The sequence below is a fragment of the Membranihabitans maritimus genome (assembly GCF_021729145.1).
In the GTDB taxonomy this organism is placed as follows: domain Bacteria; phylum Bacteroidota; class Bacteroidia; order Chitinophagales; family Saprospiraceae; genus Membranihabitans; species Membranihabitans maritimus.
On the sequence record NZ_JAJSLW010000001.1, the window covers coordinates 114,020 to 137,619 of the forward strand.

Annotated in this window: 18 protein-coding genes; 9 read left to right on the forward strand and 9 right to left on the reverse strand. The window is 37.9% G+C overall.

Annotated features, from left to right (window positions below; translation table 11 throughout):
- Positions 1–3,483 carry a SusC/RagA family TonB-linked outer membrane protein gene (locus tag LVD47_RS00390; RefSeq protein ID WP_236973529.1) on the reverse strand — a complete coding sequence of 1,161 codons (3,483 nt, stop codon included), beginning with the start codon at positions 3,481–3,483 and terminating at the stop codon, positions 1–3.
- 44 nt (positions 3,484–3,527) lie between these two features.
- Positions 3,528–4,487, reverse strand: coding sequence for a FecR family protein (locus LVD47_RS00395; protein WP_236973530.1), 960 nt, complete (start codon positions 4,485–4,487; stop codon positions 3,528–3,530).
- A gap of 187 nt (positions 4,488–4,674) precedes the next feature.
- On the opposite strand from LVD47_RS00395, the gene LVD47_RS00400 reads away from it, so the two are divergent.
- From LVD47_RS00400 to LVD47_RS00440, 9 genes are all read left to right on the forward strand, one after another.
- Positions 4,675–5,205, forward strand: coding sequence for an RNA polymerase sigma factor (locus tag LVD47_RS00400; protein ID WP_236973531.1), 531 nt, complete (start codon positions 4,675–4,677; stop codon positions 5,203–5,205).
- 399 nt (positions 5,206–5,604) lie between these two features.
- Positions 5,605–6,678, forward strand: coding sequence for a substrate-binding domain-containing protein (locus LVD47_RS00405; protein ID WP_236973532.1), 1,074 nt, complete (start codon positions 5,605–5,607; stop codon positions 6,676–6,678).
- A 416-nt stretch (positions 6,679–7,094) separates the two neighbouring features.
- A complete protein-coding gene (locus LVD47_RS00410) occupies positions 7,095–8,516 on the forward strand; it encodes a sulfatase-like hydrolase/transferase (RefSeq protein WP_236973533.1) in 1,422 nt (473 codons plus the stop codon).
- 33 nt (positions 8,517–8,549) lie between these two features.
- Positions 8,550–9,887 carry a BNR-4 repeat-containing protein gene (locus LVD47_RS00415; protein ID WP_236973534.1) on the forward strand — a complete coding sequence of 446 codons (1,338 nt, stop codon included), beginning with the start codon at positions 8,550–8,552 and terminating at the stop codon, positions 9,885–9,887.
- Between the two features lie 743 nt (positions 9,888–10,630).
- The gene (locus LVD47_RS00420; protein ID WP_236973535.1) at positions 10,631–13,060 is read left to right on the forward strand and encodes a sodium:solute symporter family transporter; all 2,430 of its coding nucleotides are present in this window, start codon (positions 10,631–10,633) and stop codon (positions 13,058–13,060) included.
- Between the two features lie 15 nt (positions 13,061–13,075).
- A complete protein-coding gene (locus LVD47_RS00425; RefSeq protein WP_236973536.1) occupies positions 13,076–13,879 on the forward strand; it encodes an HpcH/HpaI aldolase family protein in 804 nt (267 codons plus the stop codon).
- A gap of 4 nt (positions 13,880–13,883) precedes the next feature.
- Entirely contained in the window at positions 13,884–14,828 is a 945-nt protein-coding gene (locus LVD47_RS00430) for an aldo/keto reductase (protein ID WP_236973537.1), read from the forward strand.
- A 7-nt stretch (positions 14,829–14,835) separates the two neighbouring features.
- Complete coding sequence (locus LVD47_RS00435; RefSeq protein WP_236973538.1) at positions 14,836–15,750, forward strand: Gfo/Idh/MocA family oxidoreductase; 915 nt, start codon at positions 14,836–14,838, stop codon at positions 15,748–15,750.
- Positions 15,751–15,754: 4 nt separating this feature from the next.
- Positions 15,755–16,534 (forward strand): SDR family oxidoreductase, encoded by a 780-nt coding sequence (locus LVD47_RS00440; RefSeq protein WP_236973539.1) that lies wholly within the window; start codon positions 15,755–15,757, stop codon positions 16,532–16,534.
- Between the two features lie 31 nt (positions 16,535–16,565).
- Here the strand turns inward: LVD47_RS00440 and LVD47_RS23930 are convergent, their stop codons facing one another.
- From LVD47_RS23930 to LVD47_RS00475, 7 genes are all read right to left on the reverse strand, one after another.
- Positions 16,566–17,441, reverse strand: a complete 876-nt coding sequence (locus LVD47_RS23930) for an AraC family transcriptional regulator (RefSeq protein ID WP_236973540.1) — start codon at positions 17,439–17,441, stop codon at positions 16,566–16,568.
- Between the two features lie 125 nt (positions 17,442–17,566).
- A complete protein-coding gene (locus LVD47_RS00450) occupies positions 17,567–17,947 on the reverse strand; it encodes a Rid family detoxifying hydrolase (RefSeq protein WP_236973541.1) in 381 nt (126 codons plus the stop codon).
- A gap of 208 nt (positions 17,948–18,155) precedes the next feature.
- A complete protein-coding gene (locus tag LVD47_RS00455; RefSeq protein WP_236973542.1) occupies positions 18,156–19,268 on the reverse strand; it encodes a dipeptidase in 1,113 nt (370 codons plus the stop codon).
- Positions 19,269–19,284: 16 nt separating this feature from the next.
- Positions 19,285–20,271, reverse strand: a complete 987-nt coding sequence (locus LVD47_RS00460) for a 3-hydroxyacyl-CoA dehydrogenase family protein (protein WP_236973543.1) — start codon at positions 20,269–20,271, stop codon at positions 19,285–19,287.
- A 17-nt stretch (positions 20,272–20,288) separates the two neighbouring features.
- Complete coding sequence (locus LVD47_RS00465; protein ID WP_236973544.1) at positions 20,289–21,038, reverse strand: SDR family NAD(P)-dependent oxidoreductase; 750 nt, start codon at positions 21,036–21,038, stop codon at positions 20,289–20,291.
- A gap of 249 nt (positions 21,039–21,287) precedes the next feature.
- On the reverse strand, positions 21,288–22,373 hold the full coding sequence (locus LVD47_RS00470; RefSeq protein ID WP_236973545.1) for a Gfo/Idh/MocA family protein: 1,086 nt from the start codon (positions 22,371–22,373) through the stop codon (positions 21,288–21,290).
- 293 nt (positions 22,374–22,666) lie between these two features.
- The gene (locus tag LVD47_RS00475) at positions 22,667–23,488 is read right to left on the reverse strand and encodes a 3-keto-disaccharide hydrolase (protein WP_236973546.1); all 822 of its coding nucleotides are present in this window, start codon (positions 23,486–23,488) and stop codon (positions 22,667–22,669) included.
- Between the last annotated feature and the right edge of the window lie 112 nt (positions 23,489–23,600).

Sequence of the window (23,600 nt, forward strand, 5' to 3'; positions counted from 1 at the left end):
TTAAAAAGACACATTAAGGCCAAATAAAAATGTTCTAGAGGTTGGGTATATACCATAATCATTTCCGCCAGAGGTGGCATTCCCATTATACATATCAGCTTCGGGAGAAAAGCCAACATCAGAATAGTAGTCCCAGGTGTACAAATTCTCCCCTTGTACATAGATTCTAACGGAAGAGAAGCTAAGTTTATTCAGAATTTGATTGGGCAATGTATATCCTAAGGTTATATTTCTTAATCTTATATAATCACCATCATAAAGCATTCTGCTTGTAATTTGGGCACCCGCACCTGTGTTTGCCCCCCACATTCGCGGGGTCATACCGTCACCCGGATTATCAGGAGATCGCCACCTGTTCACCCAATGTTTAAATTTAACATTATGAGCTCCCTGGGGCCTATCAAATTGTCTTCCGATAATATTAAATATCTTATTTCCTCCTGCTCCGTTAAGAAAAATGCTTAAATCAAACCCTTTATAACTGAATTGATTGGTTAAACCCCAAAAGTATTTCGGAATATTACTTCCCAAAATTTGTCGATCTCCTTCATCTATAGTTCCGTCTCCATTGTAATCTTCAACTATAATGTCCCCCGGTTGCGACCCCGACCAGTGAGGTGACGATTCAATTTCTTCCTGAGTATTATATACCCCCGTCTGTTTCAACAGATAATAAGATCCAATTGGTTGACCAACTGTCGTGATATTAAAATCATTTTGAAAACCTCCAAATATAGGAGCATCATTTGGGCCGAGTTTTAAAACCTTATTCTCCAAAAAAGATATGTTAAAACTTGTGGACCAATTCAACTCTCCATCTATATTCACTGAATTGATACTAAAGTCAACACCCTTATTTTCAACCTCGCCATAATTTTGTCTTTCATCGGAAAACCCGGTAATTGTAGGTACAGGTACTCGCAACAATAGATCATTTGTCAAGTTGTTGTAAAAATCGATTCCTAATGAAAACCTATTGCCAAATACCCCTAAATCCAGTCCAATATTAGTAGATGTAGTTTTTTCCCAACTCAAGTTCGGATTTGAAATTGAACTTGGAAATAAACCTGGAGTAATAGTTTCATTTGTTCCAAAAAGATAACTAGAAGTACTCATTCCACCGATTGCCGCATAATTACCGATAGAATTATTACCTGTTATTCCCCAACTAAACTTAAACTTTAGTTGACTAATAAACTCTGAATTTTCCATGAATTCTTCACGATCAACCTTCCAAGCCATGGAAGCAGACGGGAACCATCCCCATTTAGTATTTGCCCCAAATCTTGAACTTCCATCCCTACGTATACTGCCTTGAAATATATATTTGTCATCAAAAGAATAATTTACCCGGCTCAAGTATGAAAGAAGTGACCATTCACTCATTTGCGTATTTGCATTATACTCAGTCGCTGCATTCAAAGTAGTAACATAATCATTTGCAAATCCATTAGCTCTTATAAATGATGACTTATTCTCTTGTTTTTGGGCTGTAAATCCCAATATGGCATTTAATTTATGTATATCATCCAGAGTTTTGGAAAAATTAAAAAGGTTTTCATTAAGCCAATTTAAGCTTTCACTTCCCCAAAAAGCTCCTGTAGGAGCTTGATTTCTTCTAATAATTTGATTTTCAAACTGATCTCTTCGATCATTTGAAACATTTGCTCCAAACCTTGTCTTGAAAGTTAAACCGGATAAAAGCTTAACTTCGGCATTTACATCAGCCAATAACTGTAACCGGGTCTCCTTATCCTTTAGATGTTCAACAATAGCCAAATTATAAGGCGACCTGTTAGCCAATAAAAACGTACTATATTCTTCCGATTCTCCCCAATACCCCAGTCTTGGAGGCAATATCGGAGTGGAAGACAAAGCTCTGTGGACAATACCCTCTTTCCCTTCGGTATCTTTATCTCGAGATACAAGATATGTTGGCGATAATCTTAGTCCAATTGACAAATATTCATTTATATCCGTGGTAATATTAGCACGAGCTGAATATCTTTTGTAGGAAGTATTTTTAACTATTCCAGTTTGATCATAATATTCCCCGGATACAAAAAATCGAGTATTTCCAGAAGACCCTGAAGCTGATAAATTATAATTTTGGGTAATTCCTGTTTGAAGAATTGCCCCTATGTGATCATATGAAGGTAAGTTAGGATCGTTTAATAGATTTTGATCGTAACGAAAATTATAAGGCCTTTCTAAAGGAGGCACACTTAGATCACCTCCTGCCTGAACCCAATCACCGTCTTTTTCATCAGCAATTAATTCCATTTGTTCTTTGGCATTCATCATTTTTGGTATGCGCTCTACATTGGAAATTCCTGTAAAAGCATTCAAATCTAATTTTAATTTTTGGCCCTTTTCCCCTTGTTTTGTTGTAACAATTACTACTCCATTTGATCCTCTTGATCCATAGATCGATGTGGCTGCAGCATCCTTAAGAACTTCTATCGACTCAATGTTTGCAAGGTTCATATTTGCAAATGTACTCCCATCAACGGGGAATCCATCTACTACATATAAGGGTGCCACACCCGCTGTTACAGACCCTACACCACGAACCCGAATATTCGCATTTTTCCCGGGTTTACCCCCACTTTGCTGAACCAAAACACCTGACATCTGTCCTTGCAATGCTTGATCCACTCGAGCCACCGGCCTTTTTTGTAATTTTGCACCGCTAACTTTCCCAATTGCCCCTGTTACATCACTCTTCTTCTGCGTCCCATACCCCACGACGACCACCTCATCCAATGTCTGAGAATCTTCCAGTAATGTAATTGTTATTTCGTGCTTTCCGTTTAATGGAACTTCCTGGGTCTGGTAACCAATATACGATACTATCAATACCGCTTCTTCATCGACATCCTCCAACATAAATTTCCCATCAAAATCGGTAGCTGTACCCTTATCTGTCCCCTTGACCAATACATTCACCCCGATCAATGGTTCACCTGCCTGATTCGTTACCGTACCCGACACATTAATTACCAGACGTTTATTGTAAATATCCAATGCCGAATGGGTGTGTAATCGATCTACGGTTTTTCCAGCTCTTTTCGCCATGGTCTTTTTTTCGCTATCGATGATTTTACTCAAATGCTGGATCATATTTTCCAGCGACTCAATCCCTTCTTTATCATTCCTGTACAGGATGACATACCGGCTTTCGAGAATGGTATATTTCAACTCTGTTTTGTCCAATGCAAAGTCCAGCGCATTATCAATGTTTTCCATATCCTCATCCGGAACCTCCACTTCGACAGACTCTACAATTCTCCGGTCGTAGGTAAACAATACGTTATATTTGGCTTCCCATTTGCGAATTAATTCTATTAGTGCTCTCTTTTCACCTTGAATCTCCTTAAAGGTCCCTGCAGTTTTTTTAGCTTTTGCTTCTTTAGGCATTGTGAGGCACAGACACACTACACCCACTACCATAAGGAAGCCCATGGTAAATTTCCATTTCATTTTCACATTATTTTGTATTAAATAATTCCTGCTACTACGTAGCTTTATTTTTTAAGTTTTACTATTTCTCCAACTTGTTCCAGTTTCGCACCCAATGACAACTCCAGTGCACTTTTCATCACCTCCCAATTGGCATACGGGACTCCAACATCCATTGGGATATCAAGCATAGTAGTATCTTCGACTTCAAATTGCTTTCCATATATTCCTTCCAACCGGGTAAGAATTTCCCCCAGGGGCTGATCTATGAACTTCAGTTCTCCTTCGGTCCAGGACGCTGCTTCGGCCTTGCTTACGTCCTTATATTTTTCTAATTTTCCACTGTTTACAGGTTTTATCACCCGGTCGCCACTGGTCATCAACAGCTGTGTCGAGTCACCGGATCCTGAATTGAAACCCAGTTTGATTTTTCCATCGTACAAATACACATCAGTCCCCAGGACATCTTCCCGCACATTGAAAGAGGTACCCAGTACTTGTATACTGGCATTTTCACTTTCCACCTCCAGAGGAACATTATCCATGTGGGCTATATCAAAAAAAGCTTCCCCGGTCAGCTCTACTTCCCGCTGCCCGACCTTTTCCCAGTCCGCATTCCAGCGAATGGTTGAATTGGCATTGAGTAGTACTTCACTATTATCTGATAATTCAATTTGCAACGTCTCACCATTCCCCGTACTGTACTCTTCCCAACCCAGGTCCCGGTTCCAAAACCATATCGAAGCAGCTAACAGCACTGCCAGTGAAGCGGCTACAGACCAGCCTGCTATTCTCAATACCGATCGTCTCTTAACAAGTTTCTCAGGAAAACCGTTTTCCGGCAATGGATGTCGGTCTCCTATCTCACCCCAATTTGCTTTCAGAGGGTCTTCAATCCACTCCTTTACTTCGTCTTTACCAGATAGGTCTAAAAGTTCTTCCAATTCATCCGTCGAGATGGTATTCTCCTGGTATTTATTATATAAAGCCTCAAAACGGACAATATTTATTCTTCTTTCTTTCATTAAATATAATCTCTAAGTATAAAGATTTTACCCCCTCTTACTCTGATGAATTTTATCAATTATTTATTCGGTAGACGGACAACCAATCCAATTGTCCCGGTTACTTTTAATTTTTTTTTAAAATTTTATATCATACCTTTGTGATTACCCCAAACCACAAAAACTAATTCACAACTAGAATACAAAAATGGATAGTATAGAAAATATACTAAAGGTTTATGAAAAAAGAATTTACGCTTTTTTCCTCAAGAACATCAAATTACCTTCTGTGGCAGAGGACCTTACTCAGGATGTCCTGATAAAGTTGTGGATCCGAAGAAAAAACCTGGGGAACATACAAAATATTGACAGTTTTGTTTTTACTATTGCTAAAAACCATGTCATAGACCACCTTCGAAAAGCAAAATCCGATCAATTATATAAAGAGGCTTTAGTCCATCAAATTAAAACCCAGGAACCAAAAGCCCTGGATAATATAATCTATAAAGATTACAAAAATATTCTTGATGGACTACTGAATGATCTCCCACCAAGACAAAGAGAAATCTTCCAATTAAGTCGAATAAAAGGGCTTTCTCATGACGAAATTGCAGAACAGCTCAATATTTCCAATAAAACAGTCCGGAACCATTTATTTGAAGCACTCAAATACCTCAAAACCCAAATTAATTTGGACACTATGTCTTTAATTGGTATAATTATACTAAACACTGCTTAAATTTCCCCATTTTTTACTAAATTAGACAGTTTTATAGAGAATCACAATAGTAAAATCTTCTATTCAGATCGCATAATTTAGAAGGCAGGTTCTTTTAAGAGCTTGTTTAAGTTTTCATAATGGAGGGAAAAAGAACAAATTTGATTTTAGACGAGGATGATTTTGAAGATAAATGCGGGACATTTATCAAGATAATCAGACGAAAAATTAAATCAAATTTGTCTTTTGTAGCCCGTTAATGGATTTTGTAAACAAGCTCTAGTGTCTGATAATCAATCATCATTCCCAAAAGAGAATTCTATTCTTATATTTGCGCAAAAATATTATTGCCTGGAAAACAGACTTAATATCGAATGGAAATGTGTCCAATATTATAATTAAATAAATATTCATCGCTTTATGGATAAGCAAAAAAAATCCAATAAACAATACGGCATCAAAGAGATAGCTAAAAGAGCCAATGTTTCAATTGCTACAGTAGATCGCGTAATTCACAACCGAACAGGTGTGGCCCAAAAGACAAAAGAAAAAATTCAGAAAATAATCAAAGAAATCGATTATCAACCCAATTTATTGGCGAGTCGATTAAAATCCAATAAAGAATTTGTATTGGCTGTCTTAATCCCCAAAGTGTCTGAAAATACTAATTTCTGGGAAGCTCCGTATAATGGTATACTAAAGGCAAAAGAAGAAATCGAAAAGTATGGTGTAATTTTTAAAACCTTCCTTTTCGAACTTTCCAATAAAGATTCATTTATGGAATCCGCCATCGCACTTCTCGATGAAAATGTAGATGGGATCCTGATGGCACCGTCTTTTGTCAAGGAAGCGGAGCAAGTAGTAAAAATTTATGAAAAAGAAAAAATACCTTACTTATTTATTGACTCCAATATTGCCGCAAATGGGAGTATTACCTATATAGGTCCCAATCTATACCACAGTGGTTTTGTAGGAGCTCAATTGACCAAATATGTCCTGCACAATGAAAAAGATGAAATCCTTGTGACCAATATTTCAAAAACGGATACGAATATTGACAACCTTAAACAAATTGAAAAGGGGTTTTCAGATTATATTACCACTAATAAAATTCACAATAGACTTCAATCAATAGCCATAAAAGACGGAGACTATAATCAATTTAAAACCGAACTCGATAGTTTTCTGGAAATTAATCCAAACATAAAATCCATTTTTGTCACCAATTCCAGAGTATTTTCCATTGCACGATATTTAAAAGAAACCAATCGAAGAAATATTACTCTAATTGGATTTGACTTTATTGCAGAAAACGTCAAATATTTAAAAGAAGGGGTAATCGATTTTCTCATTTGCCACAAACCAGAAGAACAAGGTTACAGAGGTATTATGTCTCTTTATCACCATTTGATACTTATGCAAAAAGTAGAAAAAACACAGTTTATGCCGATTGATATTGTTACGAAAGAAAATTGTGACTTCTACCCGAATTAAAAGTGAAATAATTATCATACAATTTGCCCCCAGATTACCCGTAAAATTTTAGTCTTACTAACTCTATTTTTGAAGTCATTTCAAAAAATATTCAATATTGTGGGCGTAAACCTTTTGGGGTTTCAAATTTTTTCTATATCTTTCGGTAACGTTACCGATATAATTGTAAAAGTCATATATAGATATTCAACCTTTACAAAACGAAGTTGTGGTTTTTTTATAGTTAATTGAGGCAGAGCGCTAATTCTAATTAGTTTCTCTGCCTTTTTTGATTATAAAAATTGCTTCATTCCAACGATTCCATTCCCCCAATGTTTGGCATATCATTAAACGCTACCATACTACAAAGTTATGGTATAGAACGCTATCACCTATTTTTATTATATTTCATGAAAATTCTAACGAAACTTACTTTCATGAAAAATACTTTTTATCCCTTCTTTACCTTATTAATTTTATGTATTACCTGTACTATAACCGTTTCAGGTCAATCACATTCAGACAGACCCAATTTTATCATCGTTGTATCCGATGACCAGGGGTATGGAGATGCAGGATACAATGGCAATGAAGAAATTATAACCCCCAATATGGATGCACTTGCCAATTCAGGATTTCGACTGGACAGGTATTACAGTGCACCGGTGTGTTCACCCACACGGGCCAGTATACTCACAGGAAGATATCCTACCCGTACCGGTGTATTTAAATGGGGACACGCCTTGCGGCCGCAAGAACATACTATTGCCAATATTCTAAAAGACAACGGCTACCGTACCGGTTTTTTTGGAAAATGGCATTTGGGATCTCTCCGCGAAGATCAACCTACAAACCCGGAGGCTCATGGATTTGAAACCTGGTACGCCGCAGCAAATTTTTATGAAAACGATCCCTGGATGAGCCACAATGGTCATCCTGTACAATTATCAGGTGAAAGCTCTGACGTCACTGTAGAACTTGCTTTGGAATTTATCGAAGAGATATACCAAAACGAAACACCTTTTCTCGTATTTGTTTGGCTGGGATCACCCCACCTACCCCATGAAGCAGAAGATTTCCTGAAAAACCTTTACCCGGACCAACCGGAAAACATGAAAAATTACTACGGAGAAATTACGGGAATCGATCTTGCTTTGGGTAAATTACGAAACCGATTGAATAAATTAGGTATCTCAGAAAATACCCTTCTATGGTACTCCAGTGACAATGGTGGGAAACTCCCCGAAGCAAATAACGGTATTCTAAGTGATCAAAAAGGTACCTTGTACGAAGGGGGTATCCGCATACCTTCTTTGTTGGAATGGCCGGGAATGATAGCCACGGGAAATAGTAAAGTACCTGCTGGAACGGTCGATGTTTTCCCTACGTTACTGGATTTTGCAAATATCGATATGGATATAGACTATCCGATAGATGGTATAAGCCTCGCTCCTTTACTAAGAGGCGAAATGAAAGCACGAAATAGTCCTTTGGGCTTTTGGGATTACAGCGAAATTAAAGGGCACAGTATGAGAAGCGACCAAATAATTCAAAACTATAAAAAATATTTGGATGGAGAAGCAGACGAAAGTGTAATTAATGATGCCCTGTTAAATACACCTGACCAAAATTATATAGGGTTGGAAAAATACCCGTATTCAGGCGGTTTTGCATGGATTGAAGAAGACTGGAAATTACACCAAAAGGGAAATTCCTTTGAACTATACAACCTGGCAGAAGATCCGGGAGAAAAAAACAACCTCATTTCCAACTACCCGGAAAAAAGTAAAAGCATGAAGTCTAATTTAAGAAAATGGCAAGAATCCGTTATCCGAAGCATCAAAGGCTATGATTACTAAAACCTCTGTTTCATAACTATAATGTAATCTGAAATGCTAAGATGCAACCTTCAAGCCTGTATTAAAATAACACTACTATCAATAGTAGTAGTTGCATGTAATACTATAAAAAAAAGTACCATTAATCACCGAATTGAAAAAAAATCCCTGGAATATGATTTGATTACAGAAGATGGAGCCTGGTGTTGGTTTTCTGATCCCAGGGCATTGTATTACAAAGGTAATCTTGAGAAGATTTATTGGGGATATATCAATAGCCAGGGAGATGTTATGGTCAGTTCTCGCAATCAAAAAAATCAAAAAATTGAAAATTTTATTTTACATGACACTCTGGAGATTGACGATCATAATGTACCCTCACTTTTAATGCTTCCCTCTGGTCACTTACTCGCATTTTACAACGAACACAACGGGAATGTATACATGAGAAAAAGTATAAACCCGGAAGATATCACCCGTTGGCAACCGGAACAAATAATCGCAAAAAAAGAGAGAGACTTCAATTACACATATACTAATCCTGTACGGCTGGAAAGTGAAAATGGACGGATTTATATATTTGGCAGAAAAGTTGGCCCCACCCGATCATTTGATAACTGGAAACAATATTATAAATTTTCTGATGACAATGGAGAAACCTGGAGTGATGAAAAAATAATCTTTGACAACGAAGGTCGGATCAACCCTCCGTATATGAAAGTATTTTCCAAAGGAAAGTCAAGAATAGATTTTCTATTTACCGACGGCCATCCCAAAATTGGGGACGATGTCTCAGTTTACCATATGTATTATGAAAATGGAAAATTCTACCAAACCAATGGGTCCGTATTGTCAAATTCGATACAACTCCCCATTCCTATGTCCAGGGTCAATAAAGTTTACGACGCCCGAAAATCTAAAATAAGGGGATGGATTTGGGATATTGGTTTGAATAATCAAAATCATCCTGTTATTACATATGCCAGATTTCCCAGGGAAACAGACCATAGATACCACTATGCCTACTGGGATGGTCGGGAATGGATAGACCAGGAGATTGCACGGGCCGGTGGCTTTATGACCGCTCTAAATCAAGGGGATGAAGTGAGAGAAGGTCATTATTCAGGGGGAATTGTGCTTAATACCCAAAATACTAACCAGGTTATTTTATCCCGGCAAATAAACGGACACTTTGAACTGGAAGAAAAATTGCACATGCAGTACGGGAATTGGAAAACCACAACCCTAACTTCCAATTCCGAAAAGGATAATACAAGACCTTACATTATTCCTGGCCTATCCAATTATCCTATTATCTTGTGGATGAGCGGTTATTACAACCATTATACTAAATACAATACCGGAATACGATTATTTGAATATAAAAAATGAGTAATAAATGCGTTGTTTTCAGCATTAGTCCTTCGTAACAGATTACCTCAGTTATAGACCGTTATTTTATTTATATCTTACCCAAATTTGCAACGGAAAACCTTAGGCATATACTGAAGATATTTTATAAAAAACCTATTGAATATTAATTCGCTTTATACATGGAAACCCCGCCACGAAGTGATCCTTAGGGTAAAGACTTTCGGAAAACTATGCCGATTTTACATAAAAATATTTGATCCCCAATGTAATATCCCTGAGTAAAGATGATGAGAGTATTCACACTATATCATTTTTAGCACTCCTCATAGCTATTTTCGATATATACCGAAAAGAAAATGCATATAAGGAATAGTAGCATGGTTCGCCAGTAGAATTTTATCCGGAAAATTCAACACAAGGAAAGGAAATGGCCAGAAATGATATTCCTTTACCCCATATATTAGATACTAACTAGAGAATATTGTCATCAAATTCTACACCTCCCGGTTGATATAGCTAATTATTGAAAAATAATACCGGTTTTTAAAAAGATAATAATATCATATTTAAAAATAATACGGGATCTTTGAAAATACAGATATTCCGGGTAAGAAAAGCGAAAGAAATCGGAATTTAATGAAATATGTAGTCATTTTTCTCCACCTCTGTATGAATTTCTTTGGTGCAGAATGTGAAGAAACAAGGCTCGTCTCCCGGATCAATCGTCATGGTTATAGTCTTTAAATTTAAATAATGAATACGTGAAGCAAAGGTACCACATTCAATTTTTTTTAATTATCCTTTTATCTATACTATATAAATCGTCGGTATATGCCCAGGAAATTAATTTTGCAGGCTTTTTAAAAAACACGGTTGAATCCGACCAGGCCTTTTGGGTTAGGGTGCATGCTGCCGAAGCTTTGATTACAAATAATTATTCTCTTAATTCGCAAGATATTTTTGCGAAAGAACTACAAGGAAATAGTTCGGAAAAAATTGGTGCTCTCAGGGTACTCTATAAGGGAAGTGCGCAGGATACTTTGAAAAAAGATAGTATTGCCCGTGAAATATTAAATGTTTTTACCACATCTGAAGATCATAGAACCCGATTAGTAGCACTGGAAACAATGGGAAAATTGGGACTTTTCTTTCCAAAAAATAAAGAAATATCAGAAATTGCCAGTCAGGGGAACGGAGGAATGCAAACCATGGCACAATGGGTAGTAGCAAATTCCGGGAAGGAGAAGGACGTTGAAGCTTTGTGTGATTTTTTATTCTCTAATGATACCACTCAATTCAGATACGCAGCCTACGCATCAGGGTTTTTAAAGCCTTTGTCGAATCATCTGTTCAACCAATTGAAAAGGAAATACGAAGAACTTGAAGAGAACCATCCGTTCAGGGTGTATCTGGTAAGTGCATTATGGGTTCATTCCACTGAAATCGAAAAAAATGGATATTTGGATGATTTATTGTCCTATAGGAATGGAGAAAAATACGAACGATACGAAGTTTTTCAGGCCTTCTCAAAAAAGGGATATCCTGAAGTGCTAAAAACGGCTGAAGAGTCTTTTTCTGATGGAGATACTGATGTGAAGGTCAGTATTGCCCAAGCATACATTTCTAATGAAGAACTTACGCAAAGTCATGTCGGTTGGTTGGATTGGGTTATACTAATTGTATATGGCATCTTGCTATTGAGTATAGGTTGGATTTATTCTTATCTACAGAAAAGTAAGGAAGATTATTTTTTAGGTGGTGGGAATGTGAATCCTTTGGTATCAGGTATTTCAATGTATGTGTCTTTTTTTAGTGCTATCACTTATCTTGCTACCGCAGGGGAAGTTATAAAAAATGGCCCATTGATTCCACTTATTACCATTGCGGCGGCTCCGGTGATTTTTATTTTGGGAAGTTATCTACTCATTCCATTTTTCATGAACCTCAAGATGATCAGTGCTTATGAAATATTGGAAAAACCCCTGGGGGTCAAAGTCCGTAAAACTGGATCTGTTATCTTTTTGATGACCCGAATTGTATGGATGGCGTTATTGATATTTTTAGCTTCCAAGGCAATGGTCGTCATGATGGGCTGGGGCAACAGCACGATCGTTATAATCTCAGTATTATTGGGAATTATAACCATTGTTTATACTACAATGGGTGGTTTAAAAGCTGTCCTTGCCACTGATGTATTACAATTTATCATTCTATTGGTCGGAGCAGTTCTGACCATCGTGATGGTTGCTTTTCAGTTTGATGGGGTAGGTAGTATAATCCCCGATTCATGGTCTTCGAACTGGCAACAGGTAGAAGTATTCAATTTTAATCCTTATGTTAGGTTGTCGGTGTTTTTTGCTTTTATCAATGTAATTACGTGGTGGGTATGTACAACCGGTTCTGACCAAATGGCAATACAGCGGTTTTTATCTACTAAAGACTTAAAATCTGCCCGCAAATCATTTGCCGTTACACAAAGCGGTATGATTCTAATGACTTTTATTCTGATGTTAGTGGGTTTTTCAGTATTGAAATTTTATGAAGCCAAACCCAATTTACTCCCAGACGGGAAAGATATATTAGTGGATGCCGACTTTCTCTTTCCACATTTTATTGCTCATCAATTTCCCATGGGTATGTCAGGGCTTGTGATTGCTGCCTTGTTTTCAGCATCTATGTCAAGTTTGAGTTCCGGGATCAATTCTACCAGTTCGGTCCTAACAATGGATATACTTCCACAGTTTTTGTCAACTAGAAGATCAAATAATGAAATCAAAAATATCAGGATCATAAGTGTAATCGTAGGAGTGGTAGTTGTTCTACTGAGTTTGTTAATTCCATTGGTACCCGGGAATATTATTGAAGTTACAGCCAAAACCAACGGGCTTTTTATTGCACCGTTGTTTAATTTGTTTTTTATGGCCCTTTTTATAAAAAACCCCAGACCGTTTAGTGTGATTTTCGGATCGTTATATGGTTTCTTAGCTGCATTTACCGTCGCATTCTGGGATGTTTTAACGGGAAATCCACCCTGGTCATTTTTGTGGATAGCTATTACTTCTTTGGTTGTCAGTATTCTGTCCAGTCTTCTCTTCAATAGAATATTACCTTCAAAAGTAGGAATGCAGAAGGGGATATTTTTGACAATGGTTTTAGCGTTGCCCTGGATTATATTTTTCATTGTTATTTAACGAATTATAGATTATATGAGGAAAAGTAAAGTTTTAAAGAAATTAAGAAATAATGAATTTGTAAGTTGCTTCAAGGTAAACCTGGTTGACCCTCGAGTATCAGAAATCGTAGGCTTATCGGGTTTTGATTGTATTTGGGTTGACCAGGAACACATCGGGCAGGATTGGTCCGGATTAGCAGCTAATATTTGGGCCTCAAAATCCCAAAATACCGATATCATGGTTCGCGTCGAACGCGGAGGTTATAATGATTATATAAAACCTCTCGAACTAGATGCAACCGGAATCATGGTACCTCATATCATGAGTGCAGAAGATGCGAGAAAGGTGATAAAAATGACAAGATTTCACCCACTGGGAAGACGGCCGTTGGATGGTGGAAATAACGATGCAGCATATACTATGATGGATTTCAATCAATATATCCTCGATTCCAATCGCGAGCGCTTCGTGGTTTTACAAATTGAGGACCCCGAACCACTTGATGAATTAGATGAAATAGCTTCATTGGACGGATTTGATATGCTATTTTTCGGTCCCGGAGATTTTAGCCAGGGTATAGGAGCGATTGGACAATGGGATCATCCGGAAATTAAAGAAGCCCGGTTAAATGTAGTAAAAGCAGCCAAAGAGCATGGAAAATTTGCAGGAACGGTTGGTAGTCCTGAAAATTTACAGGAACTGAAATCTATGGGGTATAATTTTGTGAGTGTGGGTGCAGACGTAATTGGTTTGGTTCAGTATTGCAAAAAAATGCTGGCAGCATTTGGTGAAGATGCCTCCGAAACGGGGTCAGGTAGTTATTTTGAAACAACTTAGATCCATGAAAAAACGGAAACTGGGAAATACCGGGTTCAAAATTTCTGAAATAGCATTTGGAGGTGTAGGCATCGGTATGCCTTATGCTGGCCAGAAAATGCCCGAAGAGTTGGATTCAATTCATTTATTGGAAAAAGCCCTGGATGGAGGAATTAATTTTTACGATACAGCAAGGATGTACGGGAGAAGTGAAGAAATGTTGGGGAAGGCATTTAAGGATAAACGGGAGAAAGTGGTTATCAATACCAAGTGTGTTCATTTCCTAGATCAAGATGGAAAAATACCCGCCAAAAGAGAACTCGTGAAGATAATACATAAATCATTGGAAAACAGCCTGAAAGCTCTCCAAACAGATTATATAGATGTCTATATGCTACACCAATCCTCTTTAGATATTTTGAAGAATGAAGATATTATTGACATCTTTTCACACCTTAAAAATAAGGGTACAATCAGGGCTATTGGTGCTTCCACTTACCTTCCGGAGGAAACTGATTATTGTATCAATAGTGGAGTATGGGATGTTGTTCAGGTCCCCTTTAATCTCATGGATCAAAGACAACAGGTACTTTTTAAAGCAGCGGTTGACAACGGTGTCGGCTTGATCGTGCGTTCTGTCCTTTTTAGAGGAATGTTAACAGGAAGGTCTTTAAATTATCACAAGGAATTGGAGAAGGTTAAAGAACATATTCAACGTTTTAATTCATTGATCGGACAGGACATACCTGACATGATAACATTAGCTACGAAATTTGTACTCTCTTATCCACCTGTTAGCTCAGTACTGATAGGTATGGATCAAATGAAGCATTTGGACAAAGCCTTGCAAATTGCCGACGGGAAATACTATCCTCAAACTCTATTGGGAATATTAGAAGGAATGGCATTTCCGGAACCTGAATTTTTGAATTTACCTCAATGGGATAGGAAAGGCTGGTTAAAAAATTAAAATTAATATGATAAAATTAGGTATAATAGGAATGAGTACGGGAAATGCCCACCCATATTCGTGGTCTTCGATAATAAATGGGGCATATAATGGTAAAGAAATAGACCGCATTGGATATCCTGGTGTCACGGATTATCTGAACAGGAACAAAAGTGACCTTGGCATTGGAGGAGCCAAAGTGACCCATGTTTGGGCACAAGATCCTTCCATTTCCCAAAGCATAGCAGCTTCTTCGGATATTGACTATATAGCGGATGAATTGCATGATATGATAGGGAAAGTGGATGCAGTCATTCTGGGTAGAGATGATCCGGAGAATCACAGGGAAATGGCAGAGCCATTTATTAAAAACAATGTTCCCATTTTCATAGACAAACCGCTTGCTTCCAATCGTGAGGACTTGAATTATTTCAAAAATGAGATAGAAAAAGGAAAGTTTATTTTTTCTTGTTCTTCAATGCGCTATGCCAAAGAAACTCTTATTGCAAAGGACTCAATTGATTCCCTTGGTGAAATTCAACTTGTGTCTGCTACTGGAAAAAAGGATTGGATCAAATACGGAGTACACATGATGGAGGCCGTGTTTGCTGTTTTAGATGATCCATTACCCCGTTCAGTGTGGTCAGTAGGAGAAAAAAACAAGGAGGTAGTGTATGTAGAATTCGAAAATGGGATAGTGGCAACTTTCCATCTATTTATGGACATTTCCTCTACTTTTCAGGTAAATATTTTCGGCAAAAATGACTTTAATCACTATATAATTGGTGATAGCTATTCGATGTTTCGATCGAATTTAGAGGTTTTTATCAAATCTCTCAAAAAAGGGAAATCCCTTTTAGCCTTTGATAAGACTTACAATATCATTAATACACTAATAGGCGCTGTAGAAAGTCAAAAATCAAGTCAAAAAATCAAATTATAAGGGTATGAATGTACTGGAATCGTTTAAATTAAATGGAAAAATTGCCCTGGTAACCGGGGGTGCGGGTATTTTGGGGAAATCTATTGTGGAAGCTCTGGCCGAAGCTGGGGCAACAGTTATTTCTGCTTCAAGGAGTGCAACTTCAGGAGACTCGCTGGTAAAGGAATTTAGAGAAAAGGGTTACACTATTCATTGTATGACCTACGACCAGTCGAAACACGAGTCTATCCTGGGACTTAAAAGGGATATAAAAGCAGCTTTTGGCAGGTTGGACATATTTGTGAATAATGCGGTTGCCCGCCCGATGAAAAGTTATGACGGTTCTATTAGCGAGCTAGAATTGTCTATGAAAGTTAATGGGACAGGAAATATAGATATATTAAGGGAGATGGCTAATCTGATGGAATCCCAGAATAATGGCGGAAGTATAATTAATATAAGTTCAATGATGGGCATGTTTGGTCCTGATTTATCCAATTATGAGGGTACGAAAATGGGGACCCCGCCACCCGATTACTTTTTTCACAAAGGAGGAATGATCAATCTTTCCAATTATTTTGCAAAGATCCTGGCCGGTAAAAATATTAGGGTAAATACCATATCACCAGGTGGAATTTTCAACAACCAACCCGAGCGGTTCCTTGAAAACTATTGTAAGAAAGTACCTTTAGGGAGGTTGGCCAATGGTTCGGACATCAAGGGATTAATTGTACTTTTAGCTTCAGATGCAGGAAATTATATTAACGGTGAAAATATTCTCTTGGACGGAGGGCTGCTAGCATAAAGAAAATCCAATAAAATATTTGCAGGCATTTTTACAATCCCTCCACCTCAATTTTTTTTCTGTAGGTACTGGGATTCATACCTTTGTATTTTTTGAACTGTCGATTGAAGTTAGCAAGACTGTTAAATCCGCATTGATAGGCTATTTGAGCAATGGTACGATCTGTTTCAGACATAATTACACAAGCTTGTCCAATACGGATAGAGTTAACATATTCTACAAAAGTCATTCGAAATCTTTCTTTGAAAAAATTACATAAAGCCGTAATACTCATATTGGCTACATCAGAAACTTCCTGTAAGGTGATTTTATTTTCAAAGTTCTGCATTATATACTCCATAATAACTTTAAATCGGTCAGATGGTCCTGTCGCCTGGTTGTTTAAAAAAGCCGGACTGGCAAGAACTTCATAATCTGTAGTTTTTACAAGCCTGTCAAAGATTTCAAAGAGGGTTTTTAATCGGGCAATACCATTAATATGAAGCATTTCCTTCATCAGGTTATTAATCTCTTTACGAATCTTTCCTTTTATAGCGATTCCTCTTCCTGAAAGGCGCATCAATTTTTCCATGGATTCTAATTCAGGAATATCCGTTAAGTTGGCTCCCAAAAAATCACTTTTAAAATGAATTACGACAGCATCTGCTTCCTCTTTTGCTGTACCTTCGAAGAATTCTGGATCGTTAACCCAGACATGTGGAAGATTAGATCCCATGAATACAAGGTCGTCCCGATCAAAAAATCCAATATGGTCCCCTACCATTCTCCTCCCCCTGCTACTGGTTACCTGGACCAGTTCGAAATGCTCATGGTAATGCCACGGTGCTGGAAAAAATTGTCCTTTTTCACGAAAAACTATAAAAGATTCATGAATTTTCTGCGGTAAATTATATTCAACTGCTTTCACTTAACTAGTCTTTTAATGGGTTATAAAATAACAATTTGAAAGCAAAAAATACTACCTACTAAAATAGACTTTCGCACGGAATATAAAGAAGGCCATAATATTCAATTACGACCTTCTTATTTATTTTATCCAACTTTTGCTATGCAATCAATTTCTACTTTCAAGTTTTCTGCCAAAACAGATTGAACTGTGGTCCTGGCAGGACGAACACCCGAAAAATAGGATGCGTATATCTCATTGTACCTGTTAAAGTCATTGATATCGGCTAAATGCACTGTACACTTTACAACTTTATCCAAAGAGGAACCTGCTGATTCCAATATGGCTTTCAGGTTTTGCATGGTCCGATGTGTCTCTTCCTCAATTGTTCCCAATTCAAATTTGGAACTTTTAAAATCAACGGAAGCTTGCCCGCTGACATATACCATACCGTCAATAACGACTCCATCAGAGTACGCTCCTGTTACGAATCCTTCTGCTCTATCCGGATGAACTACTTTTTCCATAAATTCTAATTTTATATTTACAATCAAATGTTTGTTTCAAATGTAACAGTTGTTTACGCAAACAACTTATATTTTTATTCAGATATTATATACTATTATTCAATAAAAGGTAATTAATTTTAAATATCCCCTAAAACTTCTCAACTAGTATCACTATGAATTTTCTAAGTATAGGATAAAGGATTCAAGTTAATTCCCAATATTGGGGTTACCCCCAGGCATTTTTTATGGCTCTAAGCCAGTTACCGTGCATTATTTTCATTATATCTTCTTTGGTATACCCCCTATTTCCAAGAAGTTCCGGTATTTTTTGTAAATCTGCAATGGTCTCAAGATCATATGGGCTTTGCTCTTTACCGAACATTCCGTCCAGGTCACTCCCCATTGCAATGTGATTTGTATTACCCGCTATTTGACAAATATGATCCCAGTGATCTATTATCTTTTCTAAAGGAGCACCGTCTTTTACCGGGTCCGATTTCCCCCTTATCCATCCGGGAACTATCATCCAAACATCAAGGGAAGCCCCTATCACTGCGTCCCGTTCGATAAGAATCTTTATTTGATCATCCGTTAATTGGCGTTGATGGTCTGCCAGAGACCTGCAATTGTGATGACTAGCCCATACCGGCCCCGTATATATATCCATTGCCTGGTAGAAGCTTTTGTCAGTAAGGTGTGTAACATCGAGGATCATGCCGAGCCTGTCCATCTTTTTTAATAATGCTATCCCTTTGTCACCGAGCGGTTCGGTCATTCCTGTACCATTGGCATATCTTCCGGGCCCATAATGAGCAGGCCCAAGTGCCCTAAGTCCGTATTCCCATGCAACATCAAGATTCTCAAGTGTAACTAATGAATCTGCTCCCTCCAGGCTAAGAATATATCCGATCGGTTTTTCCAAATCGGAAATATTGAAGTCATTCCAAAGGCTCAGGTGTTTATCTAAATCATCAAGATTTTTAATTTGCTTCATTTCACCGGAACTTTCCATTGCTTTATACCAGGCAAGTTGTCCCTGGGATTGGGCCCATGCTTGTTCAGGAGAATGCCACCCGGGCAAATCACTTCCCTCTTCAACATAACGTGCAATTTGTGTAGCAACCACGATTCCTATTCTACCTTCCCTCAGAGCAGGTAACGAAACGACCCCTTTTTCCCGGTCCATTTTGTCAGTCAGGCCCATTTCTCTGGCCCTTATTTTATCTATTGGCTGAGTTAGATCCCGGTTATATTCCAATGCATTCATCGATAAATCGAGGTGTGCATCAATAATTAATGGTCGTTGGATTGAGTTAAATGATCCTTTTTGTTCTGACATTTAAATGATTTAAATTTTAAGATGATTTTTTCTTCGATTCCATTTTCTCTTTTACAATATCAAATGGATATTGTAAGGCCAATTCTCGTATTTTGTAGCTAAATTCGGAATAGGTTTCTTCCCATAATTCAGCTTCACCTTCGGAATATTCATAAAAGCCATTGGCATTAGATACCCCATTACCACCAGATTTAACAATATCGTCTATTAATTTTGGCACTTCAGTGTTATTACTTAAAGTCGGCAGTAAATTTTTCATTACGTTATGGTATGCCTTCACTCCAGTAAGATCCATCCACCGAAAGATACCGGCCAGAGTCATATAATATCCTGGCACATTGCGGCAAGCACGGTCAACGTCTTCAATTGTAGCATAACCACCCTCTACCAGAAAAAGAGCTTCTCTGTACATAGAATACATGATACGATTTGTGATAAAACCCGGGATATCTTTTCGTACCAGGATGGGCTCTTTATTCCATTTATGTGAAAGAGCGTAAAGGTATTCACCTTTCTCTATTTCGCTCAGATCACCACAGATAATTTCCAGAAATCTTGTAGTATGTGAAGGTTCCATCCAGTGAAGCCCGAAGAATCTCTCCGGGTGCTGCGTCAATTTTTGAAGCTGTGTGATTGGAATGGCAGATGTATTGCTGGTCAATAATGCCCCTTCGTCTATATTTTCCTCTATTTTGCGGAATACAGACTCCTTTATTTTAATATCTTCCAGCGTACATTCCAGAACAATCCGGCAAGAGGATAATTGGTTATAATTCTGGGTTATATTCAGGTTTTTTATATAGTGATCCGGTTCTTTATCGATCAAACCATTTTTTCTGGATTTTTCAAAATGTTTACGTATCCTTTTTTCAGCAAACTCAAGATCGTCTGGGATAGGTGCGACACCCACTACCGGATGGCCAGCCATCAAAAGACAAGTGGTTATACTACATCCCATTAATCCCAGTCCAACTATTCCAACCGGAATTTCATTTGTATTCATTTTTTTGATTTTAATAATTAATAGGTAGCCCTACCGCCTGAAAGATCAAAGGTAAAGCCTGTTGTAAAACTGTTTTCCGGTGAAACTATGTATTTTGCTAAATTTGCTATTTCTTCCAGCGTACCACACCGCTTCATTGGAATTTTATCGGTCATATATTTCACCTGCTCTTCAGGCATATTTTCAACCATTTTGGTCCTGATAACAGCAGGAGCTAGAGCATTTACAGTAATACCAGAGCCGGCATATTCCTTTCCTTGCACTTTGGCCATACCAATAACTGCAGCCTTGGAGGCGGAATAAGCTAACATACCGGCATTACCTTCTTTCCCGGCTATAGAAGCAATGTGGAGGATTCTCCCATAATCTTGTTTCAACATATACGGGATTATATACTTAGAAAGCATCCATGACCCTTTGAAATTAACATTGAAAACACGCTCCATGTCCACACTGTCAACTTCATGGCTCATGATACCGGTATTTCCAGTAATACCCGCACTGTTAACCAAAATGTCGATACTACCATATTCTTCGATTATTTCCCTAATGATCCGTTGTACAGACTCTTCATTCGATATGTCCAAAACACGGGAATTTGCTTTCTCGCCTAATTCACCTGTGATTTCTTCCAGTCCGGAAGAGTCTATGTCCAGCAATAGAACTCTCACATTATTCGAAATTAATTTCCGCGCAATTGCCAATCCCAACCCGGATGCACCCCCGGAAATAACGGCTACTTGGTTTTCAAAAGATAATTTCATCATTGTACTTGCTTTATCATATAATTCAGAACTGGCCAATTGCCGGTCTAAGACACCTTGTTTTAATTTTTTGTTTGTTAATATTCCTTTACAGCACAGGAATATCAAATAACATAGAATTATTAATGTCTATGTTGCCTAATTTGCCTACATGACACAATTTTGGATAACCTGTCACATCAAAGCGAAAAAACTTTCAGTCTTTTCTGAATTACCATCACATCTGGCTCTTTTTAGCCTTCAAAATTTAGTTTAATCTAAATTTACCATTTTTCCTGTCCTTACAGACTCATCACAAGCGAAGGCTACTCTCAAACTATTGACTGCGTCCTGACCGTGGTCGGATAAGTCAACATCATTATAGATGGCATTTAACAAAAATTCTTGCTCCCGATCGCATAATTCCTGATGTCCGGGTTCATCTTCAAGGTTCACCCATTCATCTTCTTTGGCAAATCGTTCCTTATCATCAAGGTCTGCATGGTGGAAACGCAGGGATTCAGTTTTGGTATGTGCTTCAATTGACGATGATTTTCCACTACTCCCGGCATCTTTTGCGACAATAGAGAGAGAGCCTTTGGGACCAAAAACATCCTTTACAAAGAATGCCGTTTCACTTACCATCGGTCCCCAGCCGGCTTCATACCAACCAACGGAACCATCTTCAAAACGTATCTGCAGCTGCCCATAATTATAATTATCTTCTGGTATTTCATCTGTGAGTCGCGCACCAATTGCACTTACTTGCACTGGTTTTGCCCCAGTCATCTGGCACATTACATCAATATAATGTACGCCGCAGTCCACAATCGGACTCAAACTTTTCATTAAGTTACGGTGTAAGGTCCACATATCGGTTTGGCTCTGTTGGTTAAGATTCATCCTCATTACCAGAGGTTTGCCCAACTCCTGGGACATTTCGACAAATTTCATCCATGAAGGATGATGTCGTAAAATATATCCAACCACCAATTTTTTTCCAGCTTTCCTGGAAGCTTCTACCACTCTTTCTGCTCCTTCTACCGTGTCCGCCAACGGTTTTTCTACAAAAACATGACATCCTTTTTCAAATGCTTGTATAGCATAAGGTTCATGAGTATCAGGATATGTCGATATGCAAACAACATCAGGGTTGGTAGTATTCAGTGCTTCATCATAATTATCGAACAAAGGGTAATTTGCTTCCAATTTCTCATTGAGTTTCACTTTGCTTTCTCCTCGCGATACTAATCCCACTATTTCATAACCCTCCAAGTTATGATAGGAGGTTGCATGGGATGCTCCCATATTTCCACACCCTACAACTAGTACTCGCAATGGTTTGTTTTTTTCTGACATAGTATATATTTAATTTGGTAATAATTTATTATAAAACCTAATTCTATTAGATTACAGCGGCGTATGATAAATACTCAAAATAAGAGTTGTTTCTTAAATGAACTAAGAGCATGTTTAAATTTAACACTTTGGCCTGCAGCAGGCAAATTTCATCCTGTACTTCGTTGTATGTCGGTCACGTATTCCCGGCTATGTTCCCTCCTTCGGTCTCGTCCAGAACAAAATTTGCTCTGCATCGACTCAAAAGCTAATTTTAAACACACTCTAATGGTTACTTTGAATTCTTACTTTTTTTAAAGTTTTTTCAGTTCAATTTTTCGGAATAAAATCTCTGCTGCCTCAGATTGAACCTGGATTCTCCCTTTACTTGGCTTTACGTTAATTGCCTTATTTACTTCTACACCATTTAGTTTGACAATAATAGTATCACCTTTGGCGATACACTCCATAGTATTCCACTCACCTACAGGTTTTTCCACATCTTGTTCTCCGCGAAAATCGATGGTATCTTTCCATTCGGGGGAACGTCCATACCAATTTATTCTTCCGCTATTTATAGTCGCTAATTCACCCCCGGGTTGATATACAAAGGAACTTCCTTGTTTCTCTTCCGCCACGGGACTGGTAATGGAAAATTTATCCGTTTTATCTCCGACAACAATAAAATCTCCTGATCCCCCTTCTATAATCTGACACTCAATAGAATGCATCCAGGTACCATTGTACCCTCCATCTTCACCCTGGGAATGCAATAAAATTCCACAGTCACGGGCCCTATCCAACCTGGGTTCGTGGGTTCCTCCGCCCCACTTAAATTCTGTAGTCAAATGATAATTCTCATATTCTTCTTCTGTGGTTATACATCCCCATTCCTCACCGGAAATATGCAAAATTCCGTCTTGAACCGTAAAAACATTTTTGGGATCGGTGTTTTTGCCCCGGTCACGAATAAAGGTATACCAACCATCGAGGTTCTCTCCATTGAAAAGCTGTATGGTTGAATCTTGTGCTTTGCTTTCTTGCTTCGGGTCGTTACTACAAGATAAGATGAATACCCATGAGAAGAGAATACATCCAATCGCCAATCCTTTTTTAATTCTTATTATATTTTTCATTTCTTGTATTTTTTAAAATTCTTTAAATTTTTCTTGCCAAGTGCCTTTCACCTATTATGCTTTAATCAGTACAGGGATATGAATGACTATCACATAAGCCGGTGGAAGGCAC